Raw genomic sequence first — 22112 nt, forward strand, 5'->3', positions numbered from 1 at the left:
TCCCTCAGACAGAAAAGAGACTGCCCTTATGTCGAAGATCACGTTCAAGCAGGATGTTTTTTTGGCGGCGCTCACCCGCCAGTGGCAAGCGTTCGGACTCACTTGTGCCACGGATATGACCCGGCATCAGTGGTGGCATGCGGTCAGTGCTGCCGTCGCCGAACAGTTACCGCCGCAAAGCGATACCGTCACTAGCAAAAGCAAAAAAATCACCCGCCACGTTAACTACATTTCGATGGAGTTTCTGGTCGGGCGGCTGACCGGCAACAATCTGATTAACCTCGGCTGGTACGAGAAAATTGCCGGGGCACTGGAATCTTTCGATATCAATCTGACCGACCTGCTGGAAGAAGAAATCGACCCGGCGCTCGGCAACGGCGGCCTCGGGCGTCTGGCAGCCTGTTATCTCGATGCGATGGCCTCGGTCGGGCAGCCGGGGATCGGCTACGGCCTGAACTATCAGTACGGTTTGTTCCGCCAGCGCTTTGTGGATGGCAAACAGAAAGAGTCGCCGGATGACTGGCACCGCAGCGAATACCCGTGGTTCCGCCACAACAGTTCGCTGGCGGTCAGCGTCGGGATCGGCGGGAAAATCGTGAAAGATGAGCAGGGTGTTCCGCGCTGGGAGCCGGAGTTTACGCTGCGTGGCGAAGCCTGGGATCTGCCGGTGATGGGGTATCGCAACGGCATCACGCAGCCGCTGCGTTTATGGGAAGCCACGCATCCGCATCCGTTTGATCTCGAAAAATTTAATGACGGCGAGTTTCTGAAAGCGGAACAGCAGGGCGTTGATGCGGCGAAACTCACCAAAGTGCTCTACCCGAACGACAATCATCAGGCCGGTAAACGTCTGCGCCTGATGCAGCAGTATTTCCAGTGTGCCTGCTCGGTGGCCGATATCCTGCGGCGTCATCATTTCCTTGGCCGAAAAATCAGCGAGCTGCCGGATTATGAAGTTATCCAGCTCAACGATACGCACCCGACCATCGCCATTCCTGAAATGCTGCGCGTATTGCTCGACGAGCATCAGCTGAGCTGGAGTGACGCGTGGCACATCACCAGCCGCACGTTTGCCTACACCAACCATACCCTGATGCCGGAAGCGCTGGAAACCTGGGACGAAAGTCTGGTGCGCAGCCTGTTGCCGCGCCATTTCCAGATCATTAAGCAAATTAACGCCAACTTTAAGAAACTGGTCAGCAAAGAGTGGCCGGGCGATGAAGCGGTGTGGGCGAAGCTGGCGGTGCATCACGATAAACAGGTGCGTATGGCGAACCTGTGCGTGGTCGCCGGTTTTGCGGTTAACGGTGTTGCGGCGCTGCACTCGGATCTGGTGGTGAAAGATTTGTTCCCGGAATATCACCAGCTTTGGCCGGAAAAATTCCACAACGTCACCAACGGCATCACGCCGCGTCGCTGGCTGAAACAGTGTAATCCGGCGCTGTCTGCGCTGATTGATGACCGCCTGAAAACTGACAGCTGGGTCACGGATCTCGATGCGCTGAAAGGGCTGGAAGACGGCATCAAAGACAAAAAATTCTGTAAGCAGTACCGCAACATCAAGCATGACAACAAAGTGCGGCTGGCGGAATACGTCTGGCAGCGCATGGGCATCAGGCTCAATCCGGACGCGATTTTCGATGTGCAGATCAAACGCCTGCACGAGTACAAACGTCAGCACCTCAACCTGCTGCACATTCTTTCGCTGTACCGCCAGATCCGTGACAACCCGAAACTCGACATTGTGCCGCGCGTGTTCCTGTTCGGTGCCAAAGCCGCCCCCGGTTATTACCTCGCCAAAAATATTATCTATGCGATCAATCAGGTGGCGGAGAAGATCAACAATGATCCGATCGTCGCGGATCGTATCAAAGTGGTGTTCATTCCCGATTACTGCGTGTCAGTGGCGGAACTGATGATCCCGGCTGCGGACGTCTCCGAGCAGATTTCAACGGCGGGTAAGGAAGCCTCGGGCACCGGCAACATGAAACTGGCGCTCAATGGCGCGCTGACCGTCGGAACGCTCGACGGCGCAAACGTCGAAATTGCCGAACAGGTCGGCGAGGACAACATCTTTATCTTTGGCCTGACGGTCGACGAAGTGAAAGCGCAGCTGAAAAAAGGCTACAAGCCGAAAGCGCTGGTGAAAAAAGACAAACACCTCAAAGCCATTCTCGACGAACTGGCCAGCGGCTTTTATGCCAATGGCGATAAAAAAGCGTTCGATCTGATGCTGAACAGCCTGCTCGATGGCGGTGATCCGTATCTGGTGCTGGCGGATTTCGCCGAATACTGCGAGGCGCAAAAACAGGTGGACGCGCTTTACCGTAACGCCGACGAATGGACGCGCCGTGCGCTGCTCAATACGGCGCGCGTCGGGATGTTCAGCGCCGACCGTTCCATTCGCGATTACCAGCAGCGTATCTGGCAGGCCAAACGTTAGGAGCCGACATGGAGGATAAGCAACTCGTTGAGGCCGCGCGCCGGGCCGGGATTTTGGACAGTTTTATTAATATGACGGATGACGTGGAAACGGTGTCCGATGATACCCGCGCCGCCTTGCTGGCGGCGATGGGACGGGATCCGGCGGATGAAGAGGACGTGACGCCGGTGCCGCCGGTGAAAGTCTTTACCCAGGGCCAAAAAATACTGCTGACGCCGGAAGGCAGCGGCGCATTTCGCTGGCAGCTGACGCAGGAAAATGGTGCGCAGTCGCAGGGCGATCTTGCGCCGGGCAATGCGCTGAACTTAGGTGCGGCGCTGCCCGCCGGCTATCACCAGCTGACGTTATCGCAAAACGACAACGTCTGGCACTGCCGGATCATCGTAGCCCCCGCTCGCTGTTATGAGCCTGAGGCCCTGCTGGCCGGGGAAAAACTGTGGGGCGCGACGGTTCAGCTTTATACACTGCGCTCGGAAAATAACTGGGGCGTGGGCGATTTTGGCGATCTGAAAAAGATGGTCGAAGAAGTCGGAAAACGCGGTGGGGCGTTTGTCGGGCTGAACCCGATCCATGCGCTGTACCCTGCCAATCCGCTGAGCGCCAGCCCGTACAGCCCGTCGTCCCGCCGCTGGCTGAACCTGACGTACATTGACGTCAATGCGGTGGAAGAATTCACCGCCAGCAGCGAGGCACAATGCTGGTGGCATGCCCTCGACACGCACGACGCGTTATTGCAGGCGCGCAGCACGGAGTTTGTCGATTATCCACGGGTGATGGCGCTGAAATCAGCGGCGCTGACACTGGCCTGGCCGCTGTTTTGCGAACTGCCGGAAAACAGCCCGCGTAAGCAGGATTTCCGCCGTTTCGTCGACGCGGGTGGTGACAGTTTGCGGCAACAGGCGCTGTTCGACGCGCTGCATGTGCATCTGCGCGATCTGGATTTAGGCCAGTGGGGCTGGCCGGTGTGGCCCGATGCCTATCGCGATGCCAGAGGCGCCGACGTGACCGAATTCAGTGAGCGTTACGCCAGCGAAATTGAATTTTATATGTGGCAGCAGTGGCTGGCGCATGCGCAGTTTTCAGATTGTTATCAGCGCAGCGTTGAGCTGAATATGCCCATCGGCTTGTACCGTGATTTAGCGGTCGGCGTGGCAGAAGGCGGGGCAGAAACCTGGTCGGATCCGGCGCTGTATTGTCTGAATGCCACCATCGGCGCGCCGCCGGACATTCTCGGGCCGCAGGGGCAGAACTGGGGCCTGCCGCCCATTGATCCGCATGAAATGAAAGCCCGCGCCTATCAGCCGTTTATTGATTTACTGCGCGCGAATATGGCGGAATGCGGCGCACTGCGTATCGATCACGTCATGGGATTGCTGCGTTTGTGGTGGATACCGGCAGATCAGGAGGCGGGAAATGGCGCGTATGTTCGTTATCCGCTGGAAGATTTGCTCGGCGTGCTGGCGCTGGAAAGCCAGCGGCACAAGTGCATGGTGATTGGTGAAGACCTCGGTACCGTGCCGAAAGAGATTGTCACCAGCCTGCGCGACAGCGGCGTCTATTCCTACAAAGTGCTGTATTTCGAGCACGATAAACACTTCGTCTACCGGCCACCGGAAGACTATGTTTCGCAGGCGATGGCAACGGTCACCACGCACGATTTACCGACGTTGCGCGGCTACTGGGAAGGTGGCGATTTAACGCTGGGGGCGTCTCTCGGGGTTTACCCGGATCCGCAGGTTTTGGAGAAGCTGCGCGGGGAGCGTGAACACAGTAAGCAGGGGTTGCTCAATGCGCTGCATCTTGAGCATTGCGTACCGAAAACCACACCCCGCAAGGCTGAACATATGCCGATGAGCCCGGTACTGAATCACGGGCTACAGGGGTATCTGGCAGGCAGCGCCAGCGCGTTACTCGGCCTGCAACCGGAGGACTGGCTGGATATGGCGACGCCGGTCAATGTGCCGGGTACCAACGCTGAATATCCCAACTGGCGCCGCAAACTGACGCGAACGCTGGAGGAGATGTTTGCCGATGAGGAGATTGATGCGCTGCTCCGTGAGGTGAACCAGCGCAGGCAGGCATAAAAAAAGCACCCAACGGAAGGGTGCTTTTTGCATTCTGGCTGATCAACGGAGGATCAGTAGAACGAGTGCTCGCCGCGCTGGTGTTCGGTCAGATCGCGAACGCCTTTCAGCTCAGGGAAGTTTTGCAGCAGTTCTTTCTCGATGCCGTCTTTCAGGGTGACATCAATCATTGAACAGCCGTTACAGCCGCCGCCGAATTGCAGGATAGCGATGCCGTCGTCGGTGATTTCCATCAGGGAAACACGGCCGCCGTGGCTGGCTAACTGCGGGTTGATCTGTGACTGCAGCTGGTATTCAACACGTTCCATCAGCGGCGCATCATCAGACACTTTACGCATTTTCGCGTTCGGCGCTTTCAGCGTCAGCTGGGAACCAAGCTGGTCGGTAACGAAGTCGATCACCGCGTCCTGCAGATAAGGCGCGCTTAATTCATCGATGAAAGCAGACAGCTTCTCGAACTTCAGTTCGGTATCCGTCGCTTCAACCGCGTCGGGTGGGCAATAGGAGACACCGCACTCTGCGGTTGGCGTACCCGGATTGATCACGAATACGCGGATTTGGGTGCCTTCTTCCTGGTTTGCCAGCAGTTTGGCAAAGTGCTCTTGGGCAGCATCGGTAACAAGGATCATAACATTAGCTCAATAGTTGACTATTCCAGTTGGTTATAATACGCCCTTTGCATTTACCCGTCATCCCTCGTGTGACCAGTGTGTTAGCAGCCTGTGCTTAAACTTACAGCGTGCGGCAAATGCAGCCAATTTGCAGCGAGGCAACTCCCTGTTTACGCAGGATTTTACCGATTTCTTTCACCGTGCTGCCGGTGGTGACCACGTCGTCGATCAGCATCACGTGCTTATTTTTCAGGTTTTCATGGCAGCTAAATGCCTTGCGCAGATTCCACTTCCTTTCCAGCTCAGTCAGGCTTTGCTGCGGGGGCGTGCGCCGGTCGCGGCTGAGTGCTGCGGGGTGATAATCGCAGTGCAGCCAGCGCGCCAGCGGGCGGGCGAGCAGTTCACTTTGATTATACCCGCGTGCGAAATAACGCTTCTGATGCAGCGGTACGCTGAGCATCACATCCGGTCGCGGCAGCCGGTTTTCACGCCAGCGCGCCTGCCAGCGCAATAAAAGCAGGCGTGCGAGCGCGGTATCCAGCTCAGGCTGTCTGGAGAATTTCAGCCGCAGCACCAGCCCGCTGACCGGCATCTCGTACGGACAGGCGAAGATCATCGCATCCCACGGCGGCGGTTTAAGCAGGCAGCGCCCGCAATCGATATGTCCGCCGGAGGAGGGCAATCCGCAGCGCGGGCAGCAGGGCGGGGCGGCGGGCAACGTTTTCAGACACAGGCTGCATATTCCCTGTACCGCCAGATGCAGCGGACACTGGCATAGCCAACAGCGGCTGGCAATTGTTAGCATAGTGGCGGGTTCCTTTTGCCAATCAGACAGACACGGACAATACGCTATGAACACGCTTTACCGGGAAACAATCGGCGAAGGAGATCGCCATCTTGTGCTGCTTCACGGATGGGGGCTGAACGCCGAAGTGTGGCGTTACACCGCAGAGCGACTTGCGCCGCATTTTTGTCTGCATCTGATCGACCTGCCGGGCTATGGCCGCAGTGAGGGTTTCGGGGCAATGACGCTGGACGCGATGGCGGAAACGGTTCTGGAGGTCGCGCCGGAAAAAGCGTCGTGGCTCGGCTGGTCAATGGGCGGGCTGGTCGCCAGCCAGATTGCGCTGAGCGCGCCCGCGCGGGTGGAAAAACTGATCACCGTGGCGTCGTCACCGTGCTTTTCAGCGCATGAGGCGTGGCCGGGCATCCGCCCTGACGTGTTGCAGGGTTTTCAGCATCAGCTGAGTGAAGATTTTCAGCGCACGGTCGAGCGTTTTCTGGCGTTGCAAACCCTGGGCAGCGACAGCGCCCGGCAGGATGCGCGTCTGCTGAAATCCATTGTGCTGGGCCAGCCCATGCCTTCGGTCGACGTGCTGAACGGCGGGCTGGAGATCTTACGCAACGTCGATTTACGCCAGCCGATGGCCGCTCTGACCGCGCCTGTGCTGCGAATTTATGGCGCGCTCGACGGTCTGGTTCCGCGCAAAGTGGTGCCGCTGCTGGATGCGCTGTGGCCTGAGTCCCGCTCCGAAATCATTAATAAAGCGGCGCATGCCCCTTTTGTCTCTCATCCCGAGGTTTTTTGTTCACTCGTTGAAGACTTCCTGATGACAAAATGAAAGAGGATGTAAAAATATTTTTCAAATTTCTGGATAATTTCCAAAGGTGACCAATACTTAAGCCGATAATGACGGAGTGAGTGGCAAGCGTAAGTTGTTACGCCTGCCTGTTTGCGTCTCTGGGGAGTTTACTGGTGTTTAACCATGAAGGTCATGCCAGCGCATTCGCACCTGCCGTTTATATCCTGACTGCTTTCTTTGAAAAATATTCATCTAATTTAGAGGTAATGTCATGAAATCTAATAAAATTATCGTTGCGGCAATGTTGACCGGGTTATTCTCAATCAATGCAATGGCAGCTGAGATGATCAGCAAAGAAGACGCAAAGGATAAGGGTTACACCAGCCTGGGCGTGGTCACCACCAGCAACGAATACACCGCGCCAATGGATGCTAAAGAAGAGCTGTCCAAACTGGCTGATGAGAAAGGCGGCAAATATTATGTCGTGATCGCGGCACAAGAGAAAAAGAAAATCACCGCAACGGCTGAAGTCTTCAAATAATCCGTCCGTTCTGTACTAGATTCCGGGGATGCCACTGTGCATCCCTTTTTATTTCCTGATATTTGTGCGCCATCCCCCTTTCTGAATTCCTCATTCCCCTGATTTATCAACGATATTTTTAATCATTACTCTGAGAGTAACGAAGTGTCAGAGCACTTTATTGATGGAAATGCCCCCGATTCCTACACTTAACCCGTTACCTAAACAGGTCAAATGTGATGCAACCGCCACTTGACTGAACTTCCCTCCGTTCTGCTCTTTCGTCACGCCGGGAAGGTTTCAGCAAGCGCAACCCAGGGAGGTTTGGCATGCCGCAACATCCGCAGACCACGAAAGCGTGGGACACCCGCCGCAATGAAAAACAACGGCGTCTCAACAGTGTCCGTGCCGTGGCAGAGGGTAAAGTGTTACCCACCGATAAAATTATTCCTATCCTCGAAGCACTGATTGCCTCCGGCGACCGCGTAGTGATGGAAGGGAATAACCAGAAACAAGCTGATTTCCTTTCCCGCTCGCTGGCGAAGGTGAACCCTGAAAAACTGCATGATTTACATATGATCATGCCAAGCGTCAGCCGCGCCGAACATCTGGATCTCTTTGAACGCGGCATCGCCCGCAAACTCGATTTCGCTTTCTCCGGCCCGCAAAGCCTGCGCATCGCGCAACTGCTGGAAGACGGTCAGATGGAAATCGGTTCGATTCACACCTATATCGAGCTCTATTCCCGCCTGTATGTCGATCTGGTGCCGAACATCGCGCTTATCGCCGCCTTCAAGGCTGACCGTAAAGGGAATCTCTACACCGGCGCGAGTACGGAAGATACGCCAGCGCTGGTCGAAGCCGCCGCCTTTAAAAACGGTATCGTGATTGCCCAGGTGAACGAACTGGTTGAAGAGGATTGCGATCTGCCACGCGTGGATATTCCGGGCGACTGGATTGATTTCGTGGTTGTCGCTGACAAGCCGTTCTTCATCGAACCGCTGTTCACCCGCGATCCGCGCCTGATTAAACCGGTTCACGTGCTGATGGCGATGATGGCGATCAAAGGCATCTACGCCAAACACAATGTGCAGTCGCTGAACCACGGTATCGGTTTTAACACCGCCGCCATCGAACTGCTGCTGCCGACCTACGGTGAACAGCTCGGCCTGCGCGGCAAAATCTGTAAACACTGGACGCTGAACCCGCATCCGACGCTGATCCCTGCCATTGAAAGCGGCTGGGTGGATACCGTTCACTGTTTCGGTGGCGAGCTGGGGATGGAAGAGTATATCCGCGCCCGTCCGGACGTGTTCTTCACCGGTTCCGACGGCTCCATGCGTTCTAACCGCGCGTTCTGCCAGATGGCAGGTCAGTACGCGGTAGACATGTTCATCGGTTCCACCTTGCAGGTTGATGGCCTGGCTAACTCCTCAACCGTGACCCGTGGACGTCTGGCCGGTTTCGGTGGCGCGCCAAACATGGGGCATGACCCGCATGGCCGTCGTCACGCCACGCCCGCCTGGCTGGATATGATTGAAGAGCCGGATCCCATGGCACGCGGTAAAAAACTGGTCGTACAGATGGTGGAAACCTTCCAGGCCGGCGGCAAACCGACGTTTGTTGAGAAACTCGAAGCGGTCGATGTGGGTAAAGAATCCGGTATGCCGCTGGCGCCGGTGATGATTTACGGCGACGACGTGACGCACGTGCTGACTGAAGAAGGCATCGCGTACCTCTATCGCGCCCGTTCTCTGGAAGAACGCCGTGCGATGGTCGCCGCCGTGGCCGGGATCACTGACATCGGTCTGGGCGTTGATGCTAAACGCGTCGCTGACCTGCGCCGTCAGGAACTGGTGGTCTTCCCGGAAGACATGGGCATCCGCCGCACCGACGCCACCCGTTCATTACTGGCGGCTGGCAGCGTGAGCGATCTGGTTGACTGGTCCGGCGGTTTGTACAACCCGCCCGCTAAATTCCGTAGCTGGTAATCATGATGCCGCAGACTTTAACGATTGGCGCTGTACTCACAGCACAAGAGCTGGCCGAAAGGCTGGCAGAAACGGCGACGCAGGCGCTGATCGACGAAGCGCGGCTTAGCCCGAAACCAGGGCTGGTAGACAGCCGGAGTTCCGGCGCACATCAGGATTTAACCCTTGATCTGATGGTGCGCTCGGCGCGCAGTCTGACGTCCACGTTCTATTTGCTGGCTTTACACAGCTGGCAACGCCCGGCGGATATCGCCCTGCGTCAGGAAGTGGGCCGTCTGGGCCGTGCGGGAGAAGCGCTGATGATGGCGGAAACCGGCGGCGTGAACACGCACCGGGGCGCTATCTGGGCGATGGGGCTGCTGGTCAGCGCGATCGCCATGCAGCCGGAAGATCTCCAGCCGCTGCATATTGCGCAGCGCGCCGCGAAAATTGCGGCGTTGCCCGACGCATTCAGCCCGAAAAAATTCAGTAAAGGTGCGCACGCCGTGCAGCGTTATCAGGTGCCCGGTGCGCGTGAAGAGGCTCAGGGTGCATTCCCGCACATTCTCCATTGTGCGCTGCCGCAGCTCCATCACAGCCGGGCTCGCGGTGCCAGCGAAAGCGAAGCACAGGTCGATGCCTTACTGGCGGTCATGGCCCGGCTTTCCGATACCTGCGTGTTGTCACGCGGCGGATTACCGGCGCTGCACGCCATGCATCAGGGCGCGCAGGCCGTGCTCGATGCCGGCGGGATGAGAACGATGGCGGGCAAACAGTTATTACGCCATCTCGAGCACCGCATGCTGGCCGACAACACATCACCCGGTGGTGCCGCCGATTTACTGGCCGCGACGCTGTTTCTTGACCGCGTCAGCGTGGCCTGAACCGGATACGCATTAACTAACATCAGTACAAAGAGGTGTTATGGAACGTTTTGAATTTAATTACCCGGCGGCAAAACCGCTGGCAGGCCGCGCCGAAGCAGGCGTGGTAGGTTCCGGCGATTTAGAAGCGCTGTATGAACCAAAAACAGTCAATGAGCTGAACATTATCGTCACCACCTCGGTCGACGGCAGCCATACCTTATGGCAGAACTTTTTTGACCGTCTGAGCACCCTGCGTGAATTACCGGCCGGGCGTCTCGACATCAATGATTTTGGCGCCACACCAGGGGTTGCCCGTCTGCGTATCGAACAGGTCTTTGAGGAGGCTGAACATGCAAACTGATGCTGATCAGAGCTTTATCGAGCTGAGTGCCCGTCAGCGCGCCCGCAAACTGCTGGACGCCGGGACTTTCCGTGAACTGCTTGGCCCGTTTGAACGCATTATGTCTCCGTGGCTGGAACCGCAGGGCATCGTTCCGCAGGCCGACGACGGCATGGTGGTCGCCAAAGGCCAGATTAACGGCCAGCCCGCCGTGGTTGTGGCGATTGAAGGCAGCTTCCAGGGCGGCAGCATGGGCGAAGTGTCCGGGGCCAAAATGGCCGCTGCGCTGGAAATGGCCGCAGAAGATAACCGCAACGGCATCCCGACGCAGGCGGTTCTGCTGCTCGAAACCGGCGGTGTGCGTTTGCAGGAAGCCAATCTGGGGCTGGCGGCGATCGCGGATATTCATGCCGCTATCGTTGATTTACGCCGCTACACGCCGGTGATTGGCGTGGTGGCCGGTACCGTCGGTTGCTTTGGCGGGATGTCGATTGCCGCTGCGCTGTGCAGTTATCTGATTGTCACCCGTGAAGCCCGTCTGGGTCTGAATGGCCCGCAGGTTATCGAACAGGAAGCCGGTATCGATGAATACGATTCCCGCGACCGTCCGTTTATCTGGAGCATGACCGGTGGCGAAGTGCGTTATCACAGCGGCTTTGTGGATGCGCTGGTGAAAGATTCCCTCGCACAGGTGAAATCAACCGTGCTGGACTTCATTAAAAAAGGCGTTCCGGCCACACACCGTTCTGATAATTATGATTATTACCTGCCAAAACTGACCGGTTTTGACACCGCGCAGCAGGCCAGCCGTGATGTGACGGAAGCCCTGTTTAACCGGGAGGATCGCGCATGAGCACTATCAATAGCAACGCAGCCAGCCGGGGTGATTACTGGTTCGCACAACTGACCAAAGACGCCACACCGGTTAGCGGTCTTTGCCCTTCGGTGAAAGCGGCTGACGGCAAAATGAATGACCAGACCGTGCGTTTCATCGCCGTGGTGCCGGACAAAAATAACCAGTATCCGCGTGCCGCGGGCGGCGAAGTCGGCCTGCTCGAAGGCTGGAATCTGGCAAAAGTGGTCAACGACGTGATTGACGCTGACGCTAACGCCAGCACCAAACGCGCCATCGTGGCGGTGATCGATGTGCCAAGTCAGGCGTATGGCCGCCGCGAAGAGGCGTTCGGCATTCATCAGGCGCTGGCCGGTGCCGCAGGCGCTTACGCCAAAGCACGACTGGCCGGGCATCCTGTCATCGGGCTGATTGTCGGCAAAGCCATGTCCGGTGCGTTTCTGGCGCACGGTTATCAGGCCAACAAACTGATCGCCTTTAAAAACAACGGCGTGATGATCCATGCGATGGGGAAAGAATCCGCCGCACGTATCACTTTACGCTCCGTGGAGGCGCTGGAAAAACTGGCCGCCACCATTCCACCGATGGCTTACGACATCGAAAACTACGCCACGCTGGGCCTGCTGTCGCAATTACTCGACATCGCAGACCCGGACAATGCCACCCCTGACGATATCGCCCGTGTCGAAAACACGGTCTGGCAAAACATCCAGGACGCACGCAAAGAAGGCGTTAGCCTCAGCAACCGTCTGGGTGCAGAAAATCGCGCAAGTTCGCAGCGCGTTCGCCAGCAGATGCGCCAGGAATGGTAATTCATTAATAACTTTCAGTCTTAACCGGTAACGCACCTGCAAACAGCGTGACGCAGCCGCATTGCGGGTTCCCGCCCAGACATACCGTCCGGGCTGGGACCTGCTGTTGTCTGCAACTGGACTGTCATACTAAAAAAACCATCGCACCGGCGCTGACTGAGCATTCATTTTTGTCTCAGGAATATCGCTATGACTTACGTAATATTGCACGCGCTTGCCCCTATTTTCGTCATCATGATCCTCGGTTTTTACGCCGGGAAAGCGAAAATGGTGGATAACCAGAATGTCTCTTTACTGAATATTTTCGTGATGGATTTCGCTTTACCCGCTGCGCTGTTTGCAGCGACCGTACAAACGCCGTGGTCAGGCATTGTCGAGCAGTCACCGCTGATTCTGGTGCTGGTTCTGGCGATGTGGATCACCTACGCGGCGATTTATTTTATTTGCACCAAAGTCTTCAACAAGTCTCCGCAGGACGCTGCCGTTCTGACGCTGACCGTCGCACTGCCTAACTATGCAGCGCTCGGTTTGCCTATTCTGAGCAGCGTGATGGGCGATGCGCCGTCGACTTCACTGTCCGTTGCGGTATCTATCGCCTGCGGTTCTGTGCTGATGACGCCGTTCTGTCTGCTGATTCTCGAACGTGAAAAAGCCCGTCTGAGTGGTGAAAATCAGGGGTCTTCTCTGGCACTGCTGCCGGTGCTGATGTGGCGTTCAGTGAAAAAACCGATCGTCTGGGCACCGCTTCTGGGCGTGATCCTGTCAGCGATTGGCATTAAAATGCCGGAAATTTTCCTGGCATCGATTAAGCCGCTGGGTCTGTCAGCCACCGCCTCTGCGCTGTTCCTGACCGGTGTGATCCTGTCAGCCCGTAAACTGAAAATTAACGCGCCGGTGCTGTTGTCTTGTGTCGCCAAAAACCTGATCCAGCCGTTCATCGCCTGGGGTCTGGTACTGGCATTCGGCCTGAGCGGTCAGGTGGCGGTCACCGCTATTTTGATGATTGCATTGTCTGCCGGTTTCTTCGGTATCGTGTTCGGTAACCGTTTCGGGGTGCAGTCTCCGGATGCCGAAGCGTCACTGCTGATCAGTTCCGTATTATGTATCGTGACCTTGCCGCTGTTTATCTCACTGACAGCCGCACTTCACTAACAGAAAGGGGGAAATATGTGTGACCCGCGAGCCCATGATTTTGTCTGGATCAGCGACCGTTCTGCGATGCAAAGCGACGACGTTTTACCCGCGTGGGTAAACACCGGCTGGCGCACGGCGCTGCCGCTGGTGGTGCGTCGCGATAAACGTGCTGACGGCGCAATCCCGGTGGGTATTCGCGGGCTGACCCGCATTCAGCGTGCCGCTGCCTGGATTGACCCGGCGGCGGTGGTGCGGGCAGTTACACCGGAATCACTGGTCAGCGACATCAACCTGTTACTGCATTCGCCGTTTGTGTCACGACAACCGGTGCAGGCGCTGATTACGTTGTGCAATCTGCAACTGCCTTTCCGGTGGGGGGTGACCGGCAGTTGTGCTTACGCGCTGGCCAGTGACCTCCCGGTCATGCATGCCGACAGCGATCTCGATTTACTGGTGCGCTGCGACACACCGGTGGACGCTTCTCATTTTTCCGATTTTTACGACCAGCTTCAGCGGCTTCCCTGCCGCGCCGATGTTCAGATCACTACGCCGCAAGGGGGATTTGCCCTCAGCGAATGGCTGCGTGGCGGGGACATCATGCTGAAAACGGCGTCCGGCCCGTTGCTGGTGCGTGACCCGTGGCAACCGCCAGCAGAATGATACCGGCCAAAAGAAGCAAGGAGCACGATGAAAATCCTATTTACCTTTCCCGGACAAGGGCCGCAGGTGCCGCACATGCTGCATCGTCTGCCGGATAATCCGCTCACCCATTCCCTGATCGCACAAGCCAGCCTCGCGCTGGGCGAAGATGTTCTGCTGCTCGATACCGCCGATGCGTTGCGTTCTACCCGCGCGGTACAACTGTGTTTACTGATTGCCGGTGTGGTGTGGGCGAAGCAATGTCAGGCCGAAGGCATTGAGGCAGATTTTTGCAGCGGGCTGTCGATTGGTGCATTTCCCGCCGCCGTGGTGGCAGGTGCACTCGATTTCTCCGAAGCCGTCCGGCTGGTTGCGCTGCGCGGTGAACTGATGCAGCAGGCTTATCCGCAGGGCTTTGGCCTTTCGGCCATCACCGGTCTGCGTCAGATGCAGGTTGAGGGGCTGGTGGCGCAGGTAAACAGCGCCACGTCGCCGGTGTTTCTTGCCAATATCAACGCGGAAGACCAACTGGTGATTGCGGGCAGCGACGCCGCCATGGTGCAGGTGATGCAGCTTGCCAAAGGGCTGGGCGCGCAGAAAACGCATCAGCTTGCGGTCAGTGTGCCGTCGCATTGTGCGTTGCTGGATGAGCCAGCGGCGAAGCTGGTGGAAGCGTTTAAAGAAATTTCGATTTCCCGCCCGACCTGCGGTTATCTCAGCGGCACCACTGGCCGCGTTTACTGGCAGCCGGAGAAAATCGCCGACGATCTGGCGATGAACATGGCGCGCACTGTGAACTGGCGTGACGCCATGGTGGCGGCGTATCAGCGCGATGTGCGGCTGGCAATTGAAATGCCACCGGGCGCGGTGCTGACTGGCCTGACCCGCCGCGCAATGGAGCAGGGCGAAGCGCTCTCTTTATGCCAGTCCGGCCTGCAGGTTGCGGGACGTCTCGCAACGCGGTTACGGGAAAACGAACGCTGATTAAAGGCATGATAGGTTGGTGATACTGCGGAATAAAAATCTTTCCTGAATGAAAGGTTTTTTGTTTTTACCGAACCGTTAACACAGGGAAGTCACCAACATGCCAGTTATTCTGCGCTTAAAAAATTATCGTTTTTTCTTTTACTCCAATGAGGGAAACCCACCTGAACCTCATCATATTCATGTAAGATCCGGCCATAAAGAGGCCAAACTTTGGCTGGCGCCCGTTGCCATGTGTCGTCAGACAGGTTTTTCTTCCAGAGAAGTCAGGGAAATCATAACGATAACAAATATTTATCAGACGGTCTTTCAAGGAGCATGGAATGAATATTTCGCCTAAAAGTGTTCGGTTCGATGATAGTACGATGTGGGTCACTCTTGAAGATGGACAAGTCCTGGCGGTATCGCTGACGCAGTTCCCGATCCTGCTGAATGCAACACCCGCGCAGCGTCAGGCTTATGAAACCAGTGCTTATGGTTTGCATTGGGATGCACTGGATGAAGATATTTCTATTGAGGGTTTAATCGTGGGAAAGCCGATCGCTAAACCGGCAACACTCACCAGTTTGTCAGCGCTTTCTGCTCGCTAACGCATACATCCGGCTTTCGGCTGCGAGGGCGAGCAGGTTCGGATCGTGCTCGCGGCTGTGCGGGAAGACCAGTGAGATGGTCTGACGCATCTGGTAGGCTTCGGCCAGCGGCAGGAGTTTCACCGTATTTTCATACACACCTTTCATTCTGCCAGGAATGAGCGTGTACCCGACGCCCGCCTGCACCAGACTCAGCATCGAAAAAATATCATTCACCCGTGTGACGATGTCCGGCTCGAATCCGGCAACCTGAAACGCTTCCTGAAAGCCGTGATAAGTGGCGAACCCTTCCGCCAGTGAGACGAATTTTTCCTGCTTATAATCGCGTAAATCCGCCGTGCCTTCGCTTGCCAGTTCTGCACTGGCCGGGGCGGCGAGAAAAATATCATCCTGGAACAACGGCAGCTGATCGTAGCGCTGGGCATCAACGTTGGAATCGCTGGTCGAAATCAGGATGGCATCCAGCTGACCGTCTTCCAGTTTGTGCAGTAAATCATTGTTCGAACCCATCACCAGTTCCAGCTCAAGCTCCGGACGGCGCAGCTTCAGCCCCATGATCAGGCGGGGGATCGTTTCCAATGTCAGGGAATACAGCGTGCCCAGTTTGAGACGTTTATCCCCAAATCCGGCGGCGCGTTGCGTGGCCTGAATGCCGTGTTCCATCTGTTCGATGACCTGCGTGGCGTGTTCCAGCAATGCTTCAGCGGCGGGCAGCGGCAGCAGGTTACGGCCTTTATGGATAAACAGCGGGCAGCGTAACCCCTCTTCGAGCGAATGCAGGGCGCGATGCACGCTGACGCTGCTCAGCCCGAGCTGTTCGGCGGCGCGGCTGATGTTCTGTTTTTCCATATAGGCGAGGAAAATTTCGAGTTTGCGAAAAGTGATTTCACTGTCGATCATGCAGGCTCCTGCGGCACGTTGGCGGCCGTTGCGACCTGTGATGATAGCCGCAACGCGGCTATTTAGGAAAAAATCGAATTACTGCGGGATTAACCGGTAGCTGACCGTCAGGCACTTTTTGCCTTCGGCGCAGCTTTTACAGCCGCCGGAAAGGCAGCTGTCGTCGGCGTCTATCGCCTCGGCTTTTTGCATGGCGACCAGCTTTTCCAGCATCGCCTGCACCAGCGGTTGCGGTGTGTTGAGTTGCCGGCTGAGCTGGCGGGCATCTGCCCGGCCAGCCAGTGCGAGGCTGTCACGTACCTGAATCAGACTGGCCATCGCGCCTCCTAATGGCAATCACTGCCGGTCGCCGGTGCACAGCAGGCCGCAGCATGACGCGGTTGCAGGTGAACGCTGACGCGGCTGCGGGCTTTGCGCAGGGCGGTGAGCACCAGCGCGTTAAAGATAAGTACGATAAGGATGATGGTCGCACTGTGCGTCGGATGGCTGCTGAACGTGGCCGCCTGATAGAACAGTGTCGCCAGAGAATAAGCCACGTTCAGCCCCCAGAAGATGGAGAACGTCATCCAGCTGCGGCTGGTTTCACGGGCGATAGCGCCCATCACCGATACGCAAGGCACGTACAGCAGCACGAAGATCAGATAGCTGTAGGCCGAAATCGCTGAGCCAAATTTGCTGCTCATCACGCCCATTGAACTGACGCCCATCTCGCCGTCGCCTTTACTGGCTTCGATCGGGTTGGAGAGCACGCTGATGCTGAAGGTGTCTTTCAGGCCCTGCCAGGTTTCGTTTACGGCACCGCGCAGTTCGTCGGGCAGGTTGAAACTGGCGGCGTCGAATTCTTCATTGGTGATGTGTTCGGCGGTGTAGAGCGTGTTCAGCGTACCGACTACCACTTCTTTCGCCATCGCACCGGTCACCAGGCCGACGGTGGCCTGCCAGTTGTCAGGGTGCACGCCCATCGGTGAGAGCACCGGCGTCAGCACTTTACTGACCGATGCCAGCGCGGAGTCATTGATGTTATTCACCGCCTTACCGCTGAAAGAGAAGCTGTTCAGCGCGCCGATGAAAATACTCGCAATCACAATCACTTTACCGGCGCGCAGCACGAAACCTTTCAGACGCTGCCAGGTTTGCAGCAGCAGACTTTTCAGATGCGGAACGTGATACACCGGCAGCTCCATCACAAACGGCGAGGCTTCACCGCGCATGATGGTGTATTTCAGCAGCAGACCGGTCAGGATGGCGACCACAATTCCCAGCAGATACAGCGAGAAGACAATCGACGCGCCGTCCTGGCCGAAGAATGCGGCGGAAAACACGGCGAAAATCGCCAGACGCGCGCCGCAGGACATAAACGGCGCCATCATGACGGTGATAAGGCGTTCACGCGGCGCATCCAGCGTACGGGCACCCATAATCGACGGCACGTTACAGCCGAAACCGACAATCAGCGGCACGAAAGATTTGCCAGGAAGACCGAGCGCCTGCATCAGTCTGTCCATCACGAAGGCCGCGCGGGCCATATAACCGGAGTCTTCAAGGAAGGAGAGGAACAGATACATCATGCCGATTTGCGGCACCAGCGGCAGCACGGTGTTGATACCGCCACCAATCCCCTGTGCCAGGAAAATGGTCAGCCACTGCGGGAAGTGCAGGGTAAATCCGATCCACTGCATGCCCTGAATGAAAATCGCCGCTGAGCCGATATCGAAAATCGGTTGCAGTGCGCCGCCGATGTTGATTGCCAGAACGAACATCAGGTACATCACCAGCAGGAAAATCGGCACGCCGAGGAAACGGTTGAGGATCACGCGATCCAGCACCTGCGTCAGTTTATTCGGCGCGGTGAGATGCGAGTTACTGATGTCGGCACTCAGGGCGGCAATGCACTGGTAGCGCGCATCGGCGATCAGCAGCGCGGGGTCATCCAGTTGCTGCGCGGCGAGCCGGGCTTTCACTTCTGGCAGCCGCTGTTGCGCGTTACCCGCGTGACTCTGGCTGTAAATATCGCCTTCGAGAATTTGCAGCGCCAGCCAGCGACGCTGTTGCAGCGCCATTTCTGCCGGCATATCGCTGGCAAGCGCGTCCACTTCCTGTTGCAGAATGGGGTGGTAAACCACGCGCTCCATAGCGGTGGCGGGCGGCAGCTGGTCGATAGCCGCTTTCAGCTCTTTGATGCCTGACGCGCGTGTTGATACCAGCGCGATCACCGGGCAACCCAGACGCGCGGAGAGCGCCGGGATATCAATATGGATGTTCTGGATGTTGGCGATGTCGAGCATGTTCAGTGCGACGATGCAGGGAATGCCGAGTTCGAGCAGTTGCAGCGTCAGGTAGAGATTGCGCTCAAGGTTCGAGGCATCCACCACGTTGATCATCAGATCGGCGTCGCCGCTAAGAATGTAGTGGCAGGCAATTTGTTCGTCGAGCGAGGTTTGCTCGGAAATGGTGGTCAGGGAGTAGGTGCCCGGTAAATCCACCAGCGTGACTTTGTGTTCTCCGGTGGCGAACTGGCCTTCTTTGCGCTCGACGGTCACGCCAGCCCAGTTGCCCACGCGTTGGCGTGAACCGGTCAGCTGATTGAAAAGGGTCGTTTTACCTGAATTGGGATTACCAATCAGGCCAATGGTCAGTGCTTTCATACGTTCAGATCTACGTGTGAGAAAGGAGAAACGCGCAGGGGATCAGAGCGACCTGCGCAAAAAAGTCAGGCCAGCATTTCGAGTTTGAGCAGATCGAGATCTTTTCTGCGAACCACCAGGCTGGTGCGGCGGGTTTCGATTTGTACCGGGTCGCCCATCGGTGCCACGCGGATGATGTTGAAGAATGACCCTGGCAGCATGCCGAGCGACAGCAGTTTTTGGCGGTAGGCCGGGCTGATCTCATGAGAAAAGCCGGTGATTTTGTAAGCACGTTTTGATTGAAGTTGCATAGTTCCTCGCGAAGCGTTCAGGCATGTTGGGGGCAGCGTGACAAATGCTACGCCGCGCTTCCGTGCCCGGTGATCCCACTTAGTTGCGAAATACTGCTCAGAAATTGTCCCTGGTGCAAAATGTCAGTCTGAAACCGACGGCGTACTGAATACGCAAAGTAGTACAAACGAAAATAGTTATCATAATTAGTACGCATGAAGAGACAAAAAGAAAAGAGGCGTGCCTCTTCACGGATGTCCCTACCGCGTCGCTATCCTATGCCTGTGCAAAGGCCGATTTATTGATTTACCGCAGTGATTGATTCAATAGGAGAGACTTTAAAAAGTGTCGAAATAAAGTACATAAAAAAAGCCGCTAAAATTCAGCGGCTTTCGGTTGGCAGGAGAAAACGAAAAAATTAGCGTTTTTTGCCCAGTGCGGCGGCCAGCGCATCGGCCATCGCGTTATTGCCCGCCGGTGCCGCATTGCGGCCTGCCGGTTTGTTTTGTGCGGGACGTTTCTGCCCATCGCGCGGGCTGGCCGCAGCCGGTGCCGATGAACGGCGCGCCGGTGCTTCGCCCGGTTGCTCGTCCAGACGCATGGTCAGCGCAATACGCTTACGTTGCAGATCGACTTCCATCACTTTGACTTTCACGATATCGCCGGCTTTCACCACGGTGTGCGGATCTTCGACGAATTTGTTTGCCAGAGATGAAATGTGCACCAGACCGTCCTGATGAACGCCGATGTCCACGAATGCGCCGAAGTTGGTGACGTTGGTGACGGAGCCTTCGAGGATCATGCCCGGCATCAGGTCATTCATGGTTTCCACGCCATCGGCAAAGGTCGCTGTCTTGAACTCAGGACGCGGATCGTGCCCCGGTTTTTCCAGCTCTTTGATGATGTCGGTGACGGTCGGCACACCAAATTGCTCATCGGTGAATTCGCTGGCTTTCAGACCGCGCAGCGCATTGGAATCGCCCATCAGATCTTTCAGTGCCAGCTGCGTCGCGGCCAGAATACGTTCGACCACCGGATAGGTTTCCGGGTGAACCGTTGAGGCATCGAGCGGGTTGTCGCCGTGATTGATACGCAGGAAGCCCGCGCACTGTTCGAAGGCTTTCGGCCCCAGACGGCTGACTTTCAGCAGTTGTTCACGGTTACGGAACTGACCGTTTTCATCGCGCCAGTTAACAATATTCTGCGCCATCATGCGGGTCAGGCCAGCCACGCGGGTCAGCAGCGGTACGGACGCGGTGTTGAGATCCACACCCACGGCGTTCACGCAGTCTTCGACCACGGTATCGAGTTTTTTCGCCAGCTGTGACTGGCTGACGTCGTGCTGATACTGGCCGACACCGATAGATTTCGGGTCGATTTTCACCAGTTCTGCAAGTGGATCCTGTAAGCGCCGGGCGATAGACACCGCGCCGCGAATGGAAACGTCCAGATCCGGGAATTCCAGCGCGGCCAGTTCGGAGGCGGAATACACCGACGCACCGGCTTCACTGACAATCACTTTCTGCGCTTTTACCGCCGGGAACTGTTTTTGCAGCTCGAGGAAGAAACGTTCTGTTTCGCGGGACGCGGTACCGTTACCGATCGCCACCAGCTCAACATTATGTTTGATGCACAGCGCGGCAACCTGCTGCGCGGCTTTGGCCGCCTGTCCGGTATGGGGATAAACCGTGTCGATATCCACCAGTTTGCCGGTGTTATCCACAACGGCCACTTTGACACCGGTACGCAAGCCCGGATCGAGGCCCATGGTGGCGCGCATCCCGGCGGGTGCCGCCATCAGCAAATCGTGCATGTTGCGGGCAAAGACGTTAATGGCTTCATCTTCGGCGCGTTCACGCACGGTGCCCATCAGTTCAGTTTCAAGGTGCAGCAGCACTTTGATGCGCCAGGTCCAGTTGACCACTGCACGGCGCCAGACGTCGGCAGGCGCGTTGTTCAGGCGAAGACCCAGGTGATCGATGATCAGCTGTTCCGCGTAGCTCTCTTTCGGCGGCTCGTCGTGCTGCGGATCGGCATTCAGCGCCAGTTGCAGGATACCTTCGTTACGGCCACGGAACATCGCCAGTGCGCGGTGCGAAGGTACCTGAGAAATAGGTTCGTGGTGATCGAAATAGTCGCGGAATTTCGCGCCTTCCTGCTCTTTGCCTTCGACCATGCGGGAGGTCAGGTGAGCGTTTTTCCACAAATAATCGCGGACTTTCGCCAGCAGCCCCGCATCTTCGGCGAAGCGCTCCATCAGAATGTAACGCGCGCCATCGAGCGCCGCTTTGGTGTCGGCCACGCCTTTATCGGCATCGATAAATTTGGCGGCGGCGGCATCCGGCTCGTTTTGCGGCTCGTTCCACAGCAATTCTGCCAGCGGTTCCAGACCGGCTTCGATCGCGATTTGCCCGCGCGTGCGGCGCTTGGGTTTGAACGGCAGGTAGAGATCTTCCAGCTCGGTTTTGCTCAGCGTGGTACGGATGGCTTTCGCCAAATCGTCGCTCAGCTTGCCCTGTTCTTCGATGGATTTGAGGATGGTCTGACGACGGTCTTCCAGCTCACGCAGATAGCCCAGACGGGAGTCCAACTGACGCAGTTGGGTATCATCCAACCCACCGGTGACTTCCTTACGATACCGCGCAATAAACGGCACGGTATTACCTTCATCCAGCAGACGCACCACGGAAGCAACCTGCTCCGGGCGAACCTGCAATTCACTTGCGATAATGCGGCTCAGTTGATCATTCATAGGTCTGGTATCAGTTTTTTCGTTAGTGAGTGACGTAAAAGCAGGGGCACAGTTATACGGTTTGAAGGCTGAAAATGCCAGCCATCAGGCCATTGCGCTGTGCGTTTTGAGAGTTA

The 22112-nt window shown here is 56.8% G+C and carries 21 protein-coding genes; 14 read left to right on the top strand and 7 right to left on the bottom strand.

Annotation, left to right across the window (positions count from 1 at the left end; genetic code table 11):
- Positions 1-28: 28 nt before the first annotated feature.
- Together malP and malQ are read left to right on the top strand one after the other, a co-directional pair.
- Positions 29-2443, top strand: a complete 2415-nt coding sequence (gene malP / locus ED901_RS22240; protein WP_122097276.1) for a maltodextrin phosphorylase — start codon at positions 29-31, stop codon at positions 2441-2443.
- 8 nt (positions 2444-2451) lie between these two features.
- On the top strand, positions 2452-4527 hold the full coding sequence (gene malQ, locus ED901_RS22245) for a 4-alpha-glucanotransferase (RefSeq protein ID WP_122097277.1): 2076 nt from the start codon (positions 2452-2454) through the stop codon (positions 4525-4527).
- 53 nt (positions 4528-4580) lie between these two features.
- Here malQ and nfuA read toward each other — a convergent pair whose 3' ends face one another.
- A complete protein-coding gene (nfuA, locus tag ED901_RS22250; RefSeq protein WP_056775453.1) occupies positions 4581-5156 on the bottom strand; it encodes a Fe-S biogenesis protein NfuA in 576 nt (191 codons plus the stop codon).
- A gap of 103 nt (positions 5157-5259) precedes the next feature.
- The gene (gene gntX, locus ED901_RS22255; protein WP_122097278.1) at positions 5260-5943 is read right to left on the bottom strand and encodes a DNA utilization protein GntX; all 684 of its coding nucleotides are present in this window, start codon (positions 5941-5943) and stop codon (positions 5260-5262) included.
- Positions 5944-5989: 46 nt separating this feature from the next.
- Here gntX and bioH point away from each other — a divergent pair, with 46 nt between their 5' ends.
- From bioH to ED901_RS22315, 12 genes are all read left to right on the top strand, one after another.
- Positions 5990-6760 carry a pimeloyl-ACP methyl ester esterase BioH gene (bioH, locus tag ED901_RS22260; RefSeq protein WP_122097279.1) on the top strand — a complete coding sequence of 257 codons (771 nt, stop codon included), beginning with the start codon at positions 5990-5992 and terminating at the stop codon, positions 6758-6760.
- 232 nt (positions 6761-6992) lie between these two features.
- Entirely contained in the window at positions 6993-7262 is a 270-nt protein-coding gene (locus ED901_RS22265; protein ID WP_056775443.1) for a YdgH/BhsA/McbA-like domain containing protein, read from the top strand.
- 308 nt (positions 7263-7570) lie between these two features.
- Entirely contained in the window at positions 7571-9232 is a 1662-nt protein-coding gene (mdcA, locus tag ED901_RS22270; protein ID WP_122097280.1) for a malonate decarboxylase subunit alpha, read from the top strand.
- A gap of 5 nt (positions 9233-9237) precedes the next feature.
- Positions 9238-10095, top strand: coding sequence for a triphosphoribosyl-dephospho-CoA synthase (locus ED901_RS22275; protein ID WP_056777135.1), 858 nt, complete (start codon positions 9238-9240; stop codon positions 10093-10095).
- Positions 10096-10135: 40 nt separating this feature from the next.
- Positions 10136-10438: a malonate decarboxylase subunit delta gene (locus ED901_RS22280; RefSeq protein WP_122097281.1), complete on the top strand. Its 303-nt coding sequence runs from the start codon at positions 10136-10138 to the stop codon at positions 10436-10438.
- Positions 10428-11270: a biotin-independent malonate decarboxylase subunit beta gene (locus tag ED901_RS22285; RefSeq protein WP_122097282.1), complete on the top strand. Its 843-nt coding sequence runs from the start codon at positions 10428-10430 to the stop codon at positions 11268-11270. Before ED901_RS22280 ends, ED901_RS22285 begins: the two co-directional genes overlap by 11 nt.
- A complete protein-coding gene (mdcE, locus tag ED901_RS22290; protein ID WP_122097283.1) occupies positions 11267-12082 on the top strand; it encodes a biotin-independent malonate decarboxylase subunit gamma in 816 nt (271 codons plus the stop codon). Before ED901_RS22285 ends, mdcE begins: the two co-directional genes overlap by 4 nt.
- Positions 12083-12271: 189 nt before the next feature.
- Entirely contained in the window at positions 12272-13234 is a 963-nt protein-coding gene (locus ED901_RS22295) for an AEC family transporter (RefSeq protein ID WP_056775431.1), read from the top strand.
- Between the two features lie 15 nt (positions 13235-13249).
- Entirely contained in the window at positions 13250-13876 is a 627-nt protein-coding gene (locus ED901_RS22300; protein ID WP_122097284.1) for a malonate decarboxylase holo-ACP synthase, read from the top strand.
- Positions 13877-13903: 27 nt separating this feature from the next.
- Complete coding sequence (gene mdcH / locus ED901_RS22305; RefSeq protein WP_122097285.1) at positions 13904-14839, top strand: malonate decarboxylase subunit epsilon; 936 nt, start codon at positions 13904-13906, stop codon at positions 14837-14839.
- 100 nt (positions 14840-14939) lie between these two features.
- Positions 14940-15179, top strand: coding sequence for a DUF4160 domain-containing protein (locus ED901_RS22310; RefSeq protein ID WP_072158096.1), 240 nt, complete (start codon positions 14940-14942; stop codon positions 15177-15179).
- Positions 15163-15429, top strand: coding sequence for a DUF2442 domain-containing protein (locus ED901_RS22315; RefSeq protein ID WP_122097286.1), 267 nt, complete (start codon positions 15163-15165; stop codon positions 15427-15429). Before ED901_RS22310 ends, ED901_RS22315 begins: the two co-directional genes overlap by 17 nt.
- Here ED901_RS22315 and ED901_RS22320 read toward each other — a convergent pair.
- The 5 genes from ED901_RS22320 to ED901_RS22340 form a co-directional block, all read right to left on the bottom strand.
- On the bottom strand, positions 15409-16329 hold the full coding sequence (locus ED901_RS22320) for a LysR family transcriptional regulator (RefSeq protein ID WP_122097287.1): 921 nt from the start codon (positions 16327-16329) through the stop codon (positions 15409-15411). The genes ED901_RS22315 and ED901_RS22320 overlap by 21 nt on opposite strands.
- A gap of 78 nt (positions 16330-16407) precedes the next feature.
- Positions 16408-16647 (bottom strand): FeoC-like transcriptional regulator, encoded by a 240-nt coding sequence (locus tag ED901_RS22325; protein WP_122097288.1) that lies wholly within the window; start codon positions 16645-16647, stop codon positions 16408-16410.
- A gap of 8 nt (positions 16648-16655) precedes the next feature.
- Positions 16656-18974 (bottom strand): Fe(2+) transporter permease subunit FeoB, encoded by a 2319-nt coding sequence (gene feoB, locus ED901_RS22330; RefSeq protein WP_122097289.1) that lies wholly within the window; start codon positions 18972-18974, stop codon positions 16656-16658.
- Positions 18975-19039: 65 nt separating this feature from the next.
- Positions 19040-19264, bottom strand: coding sequence for a ferrous iron transporter A (feoA, locus tag ED901_RS22335; RefSeq protein ID WP_056775414.1), 225 nt, complete (start codon positions 19262-19264; stop codon positions 19040-19042).
- Between the two features lie 398 nt (positions 19265-19662).
- Positions 19663-21996, bottom strand: coding sequence for a Tex family protein (locus tag ED901_RS22340; protein WP_056775412.1), 2334 nt, complete (start codon positions 21994-21996; stop codon positions 19663-19665).
- Positions 21997-22112 lie beyond the last annotated feature (116 nt).

The sequence above is a fragment of the Rahnella sp. Larv3_ips genome, from assembly GCF_003697865.1.
Lineage (GTDB): Bacteria > Pseudomonadota > Gammaproteobacteria > Enterobacterales > Enterobacteriaceae > Rahnella > Rahnella rivi.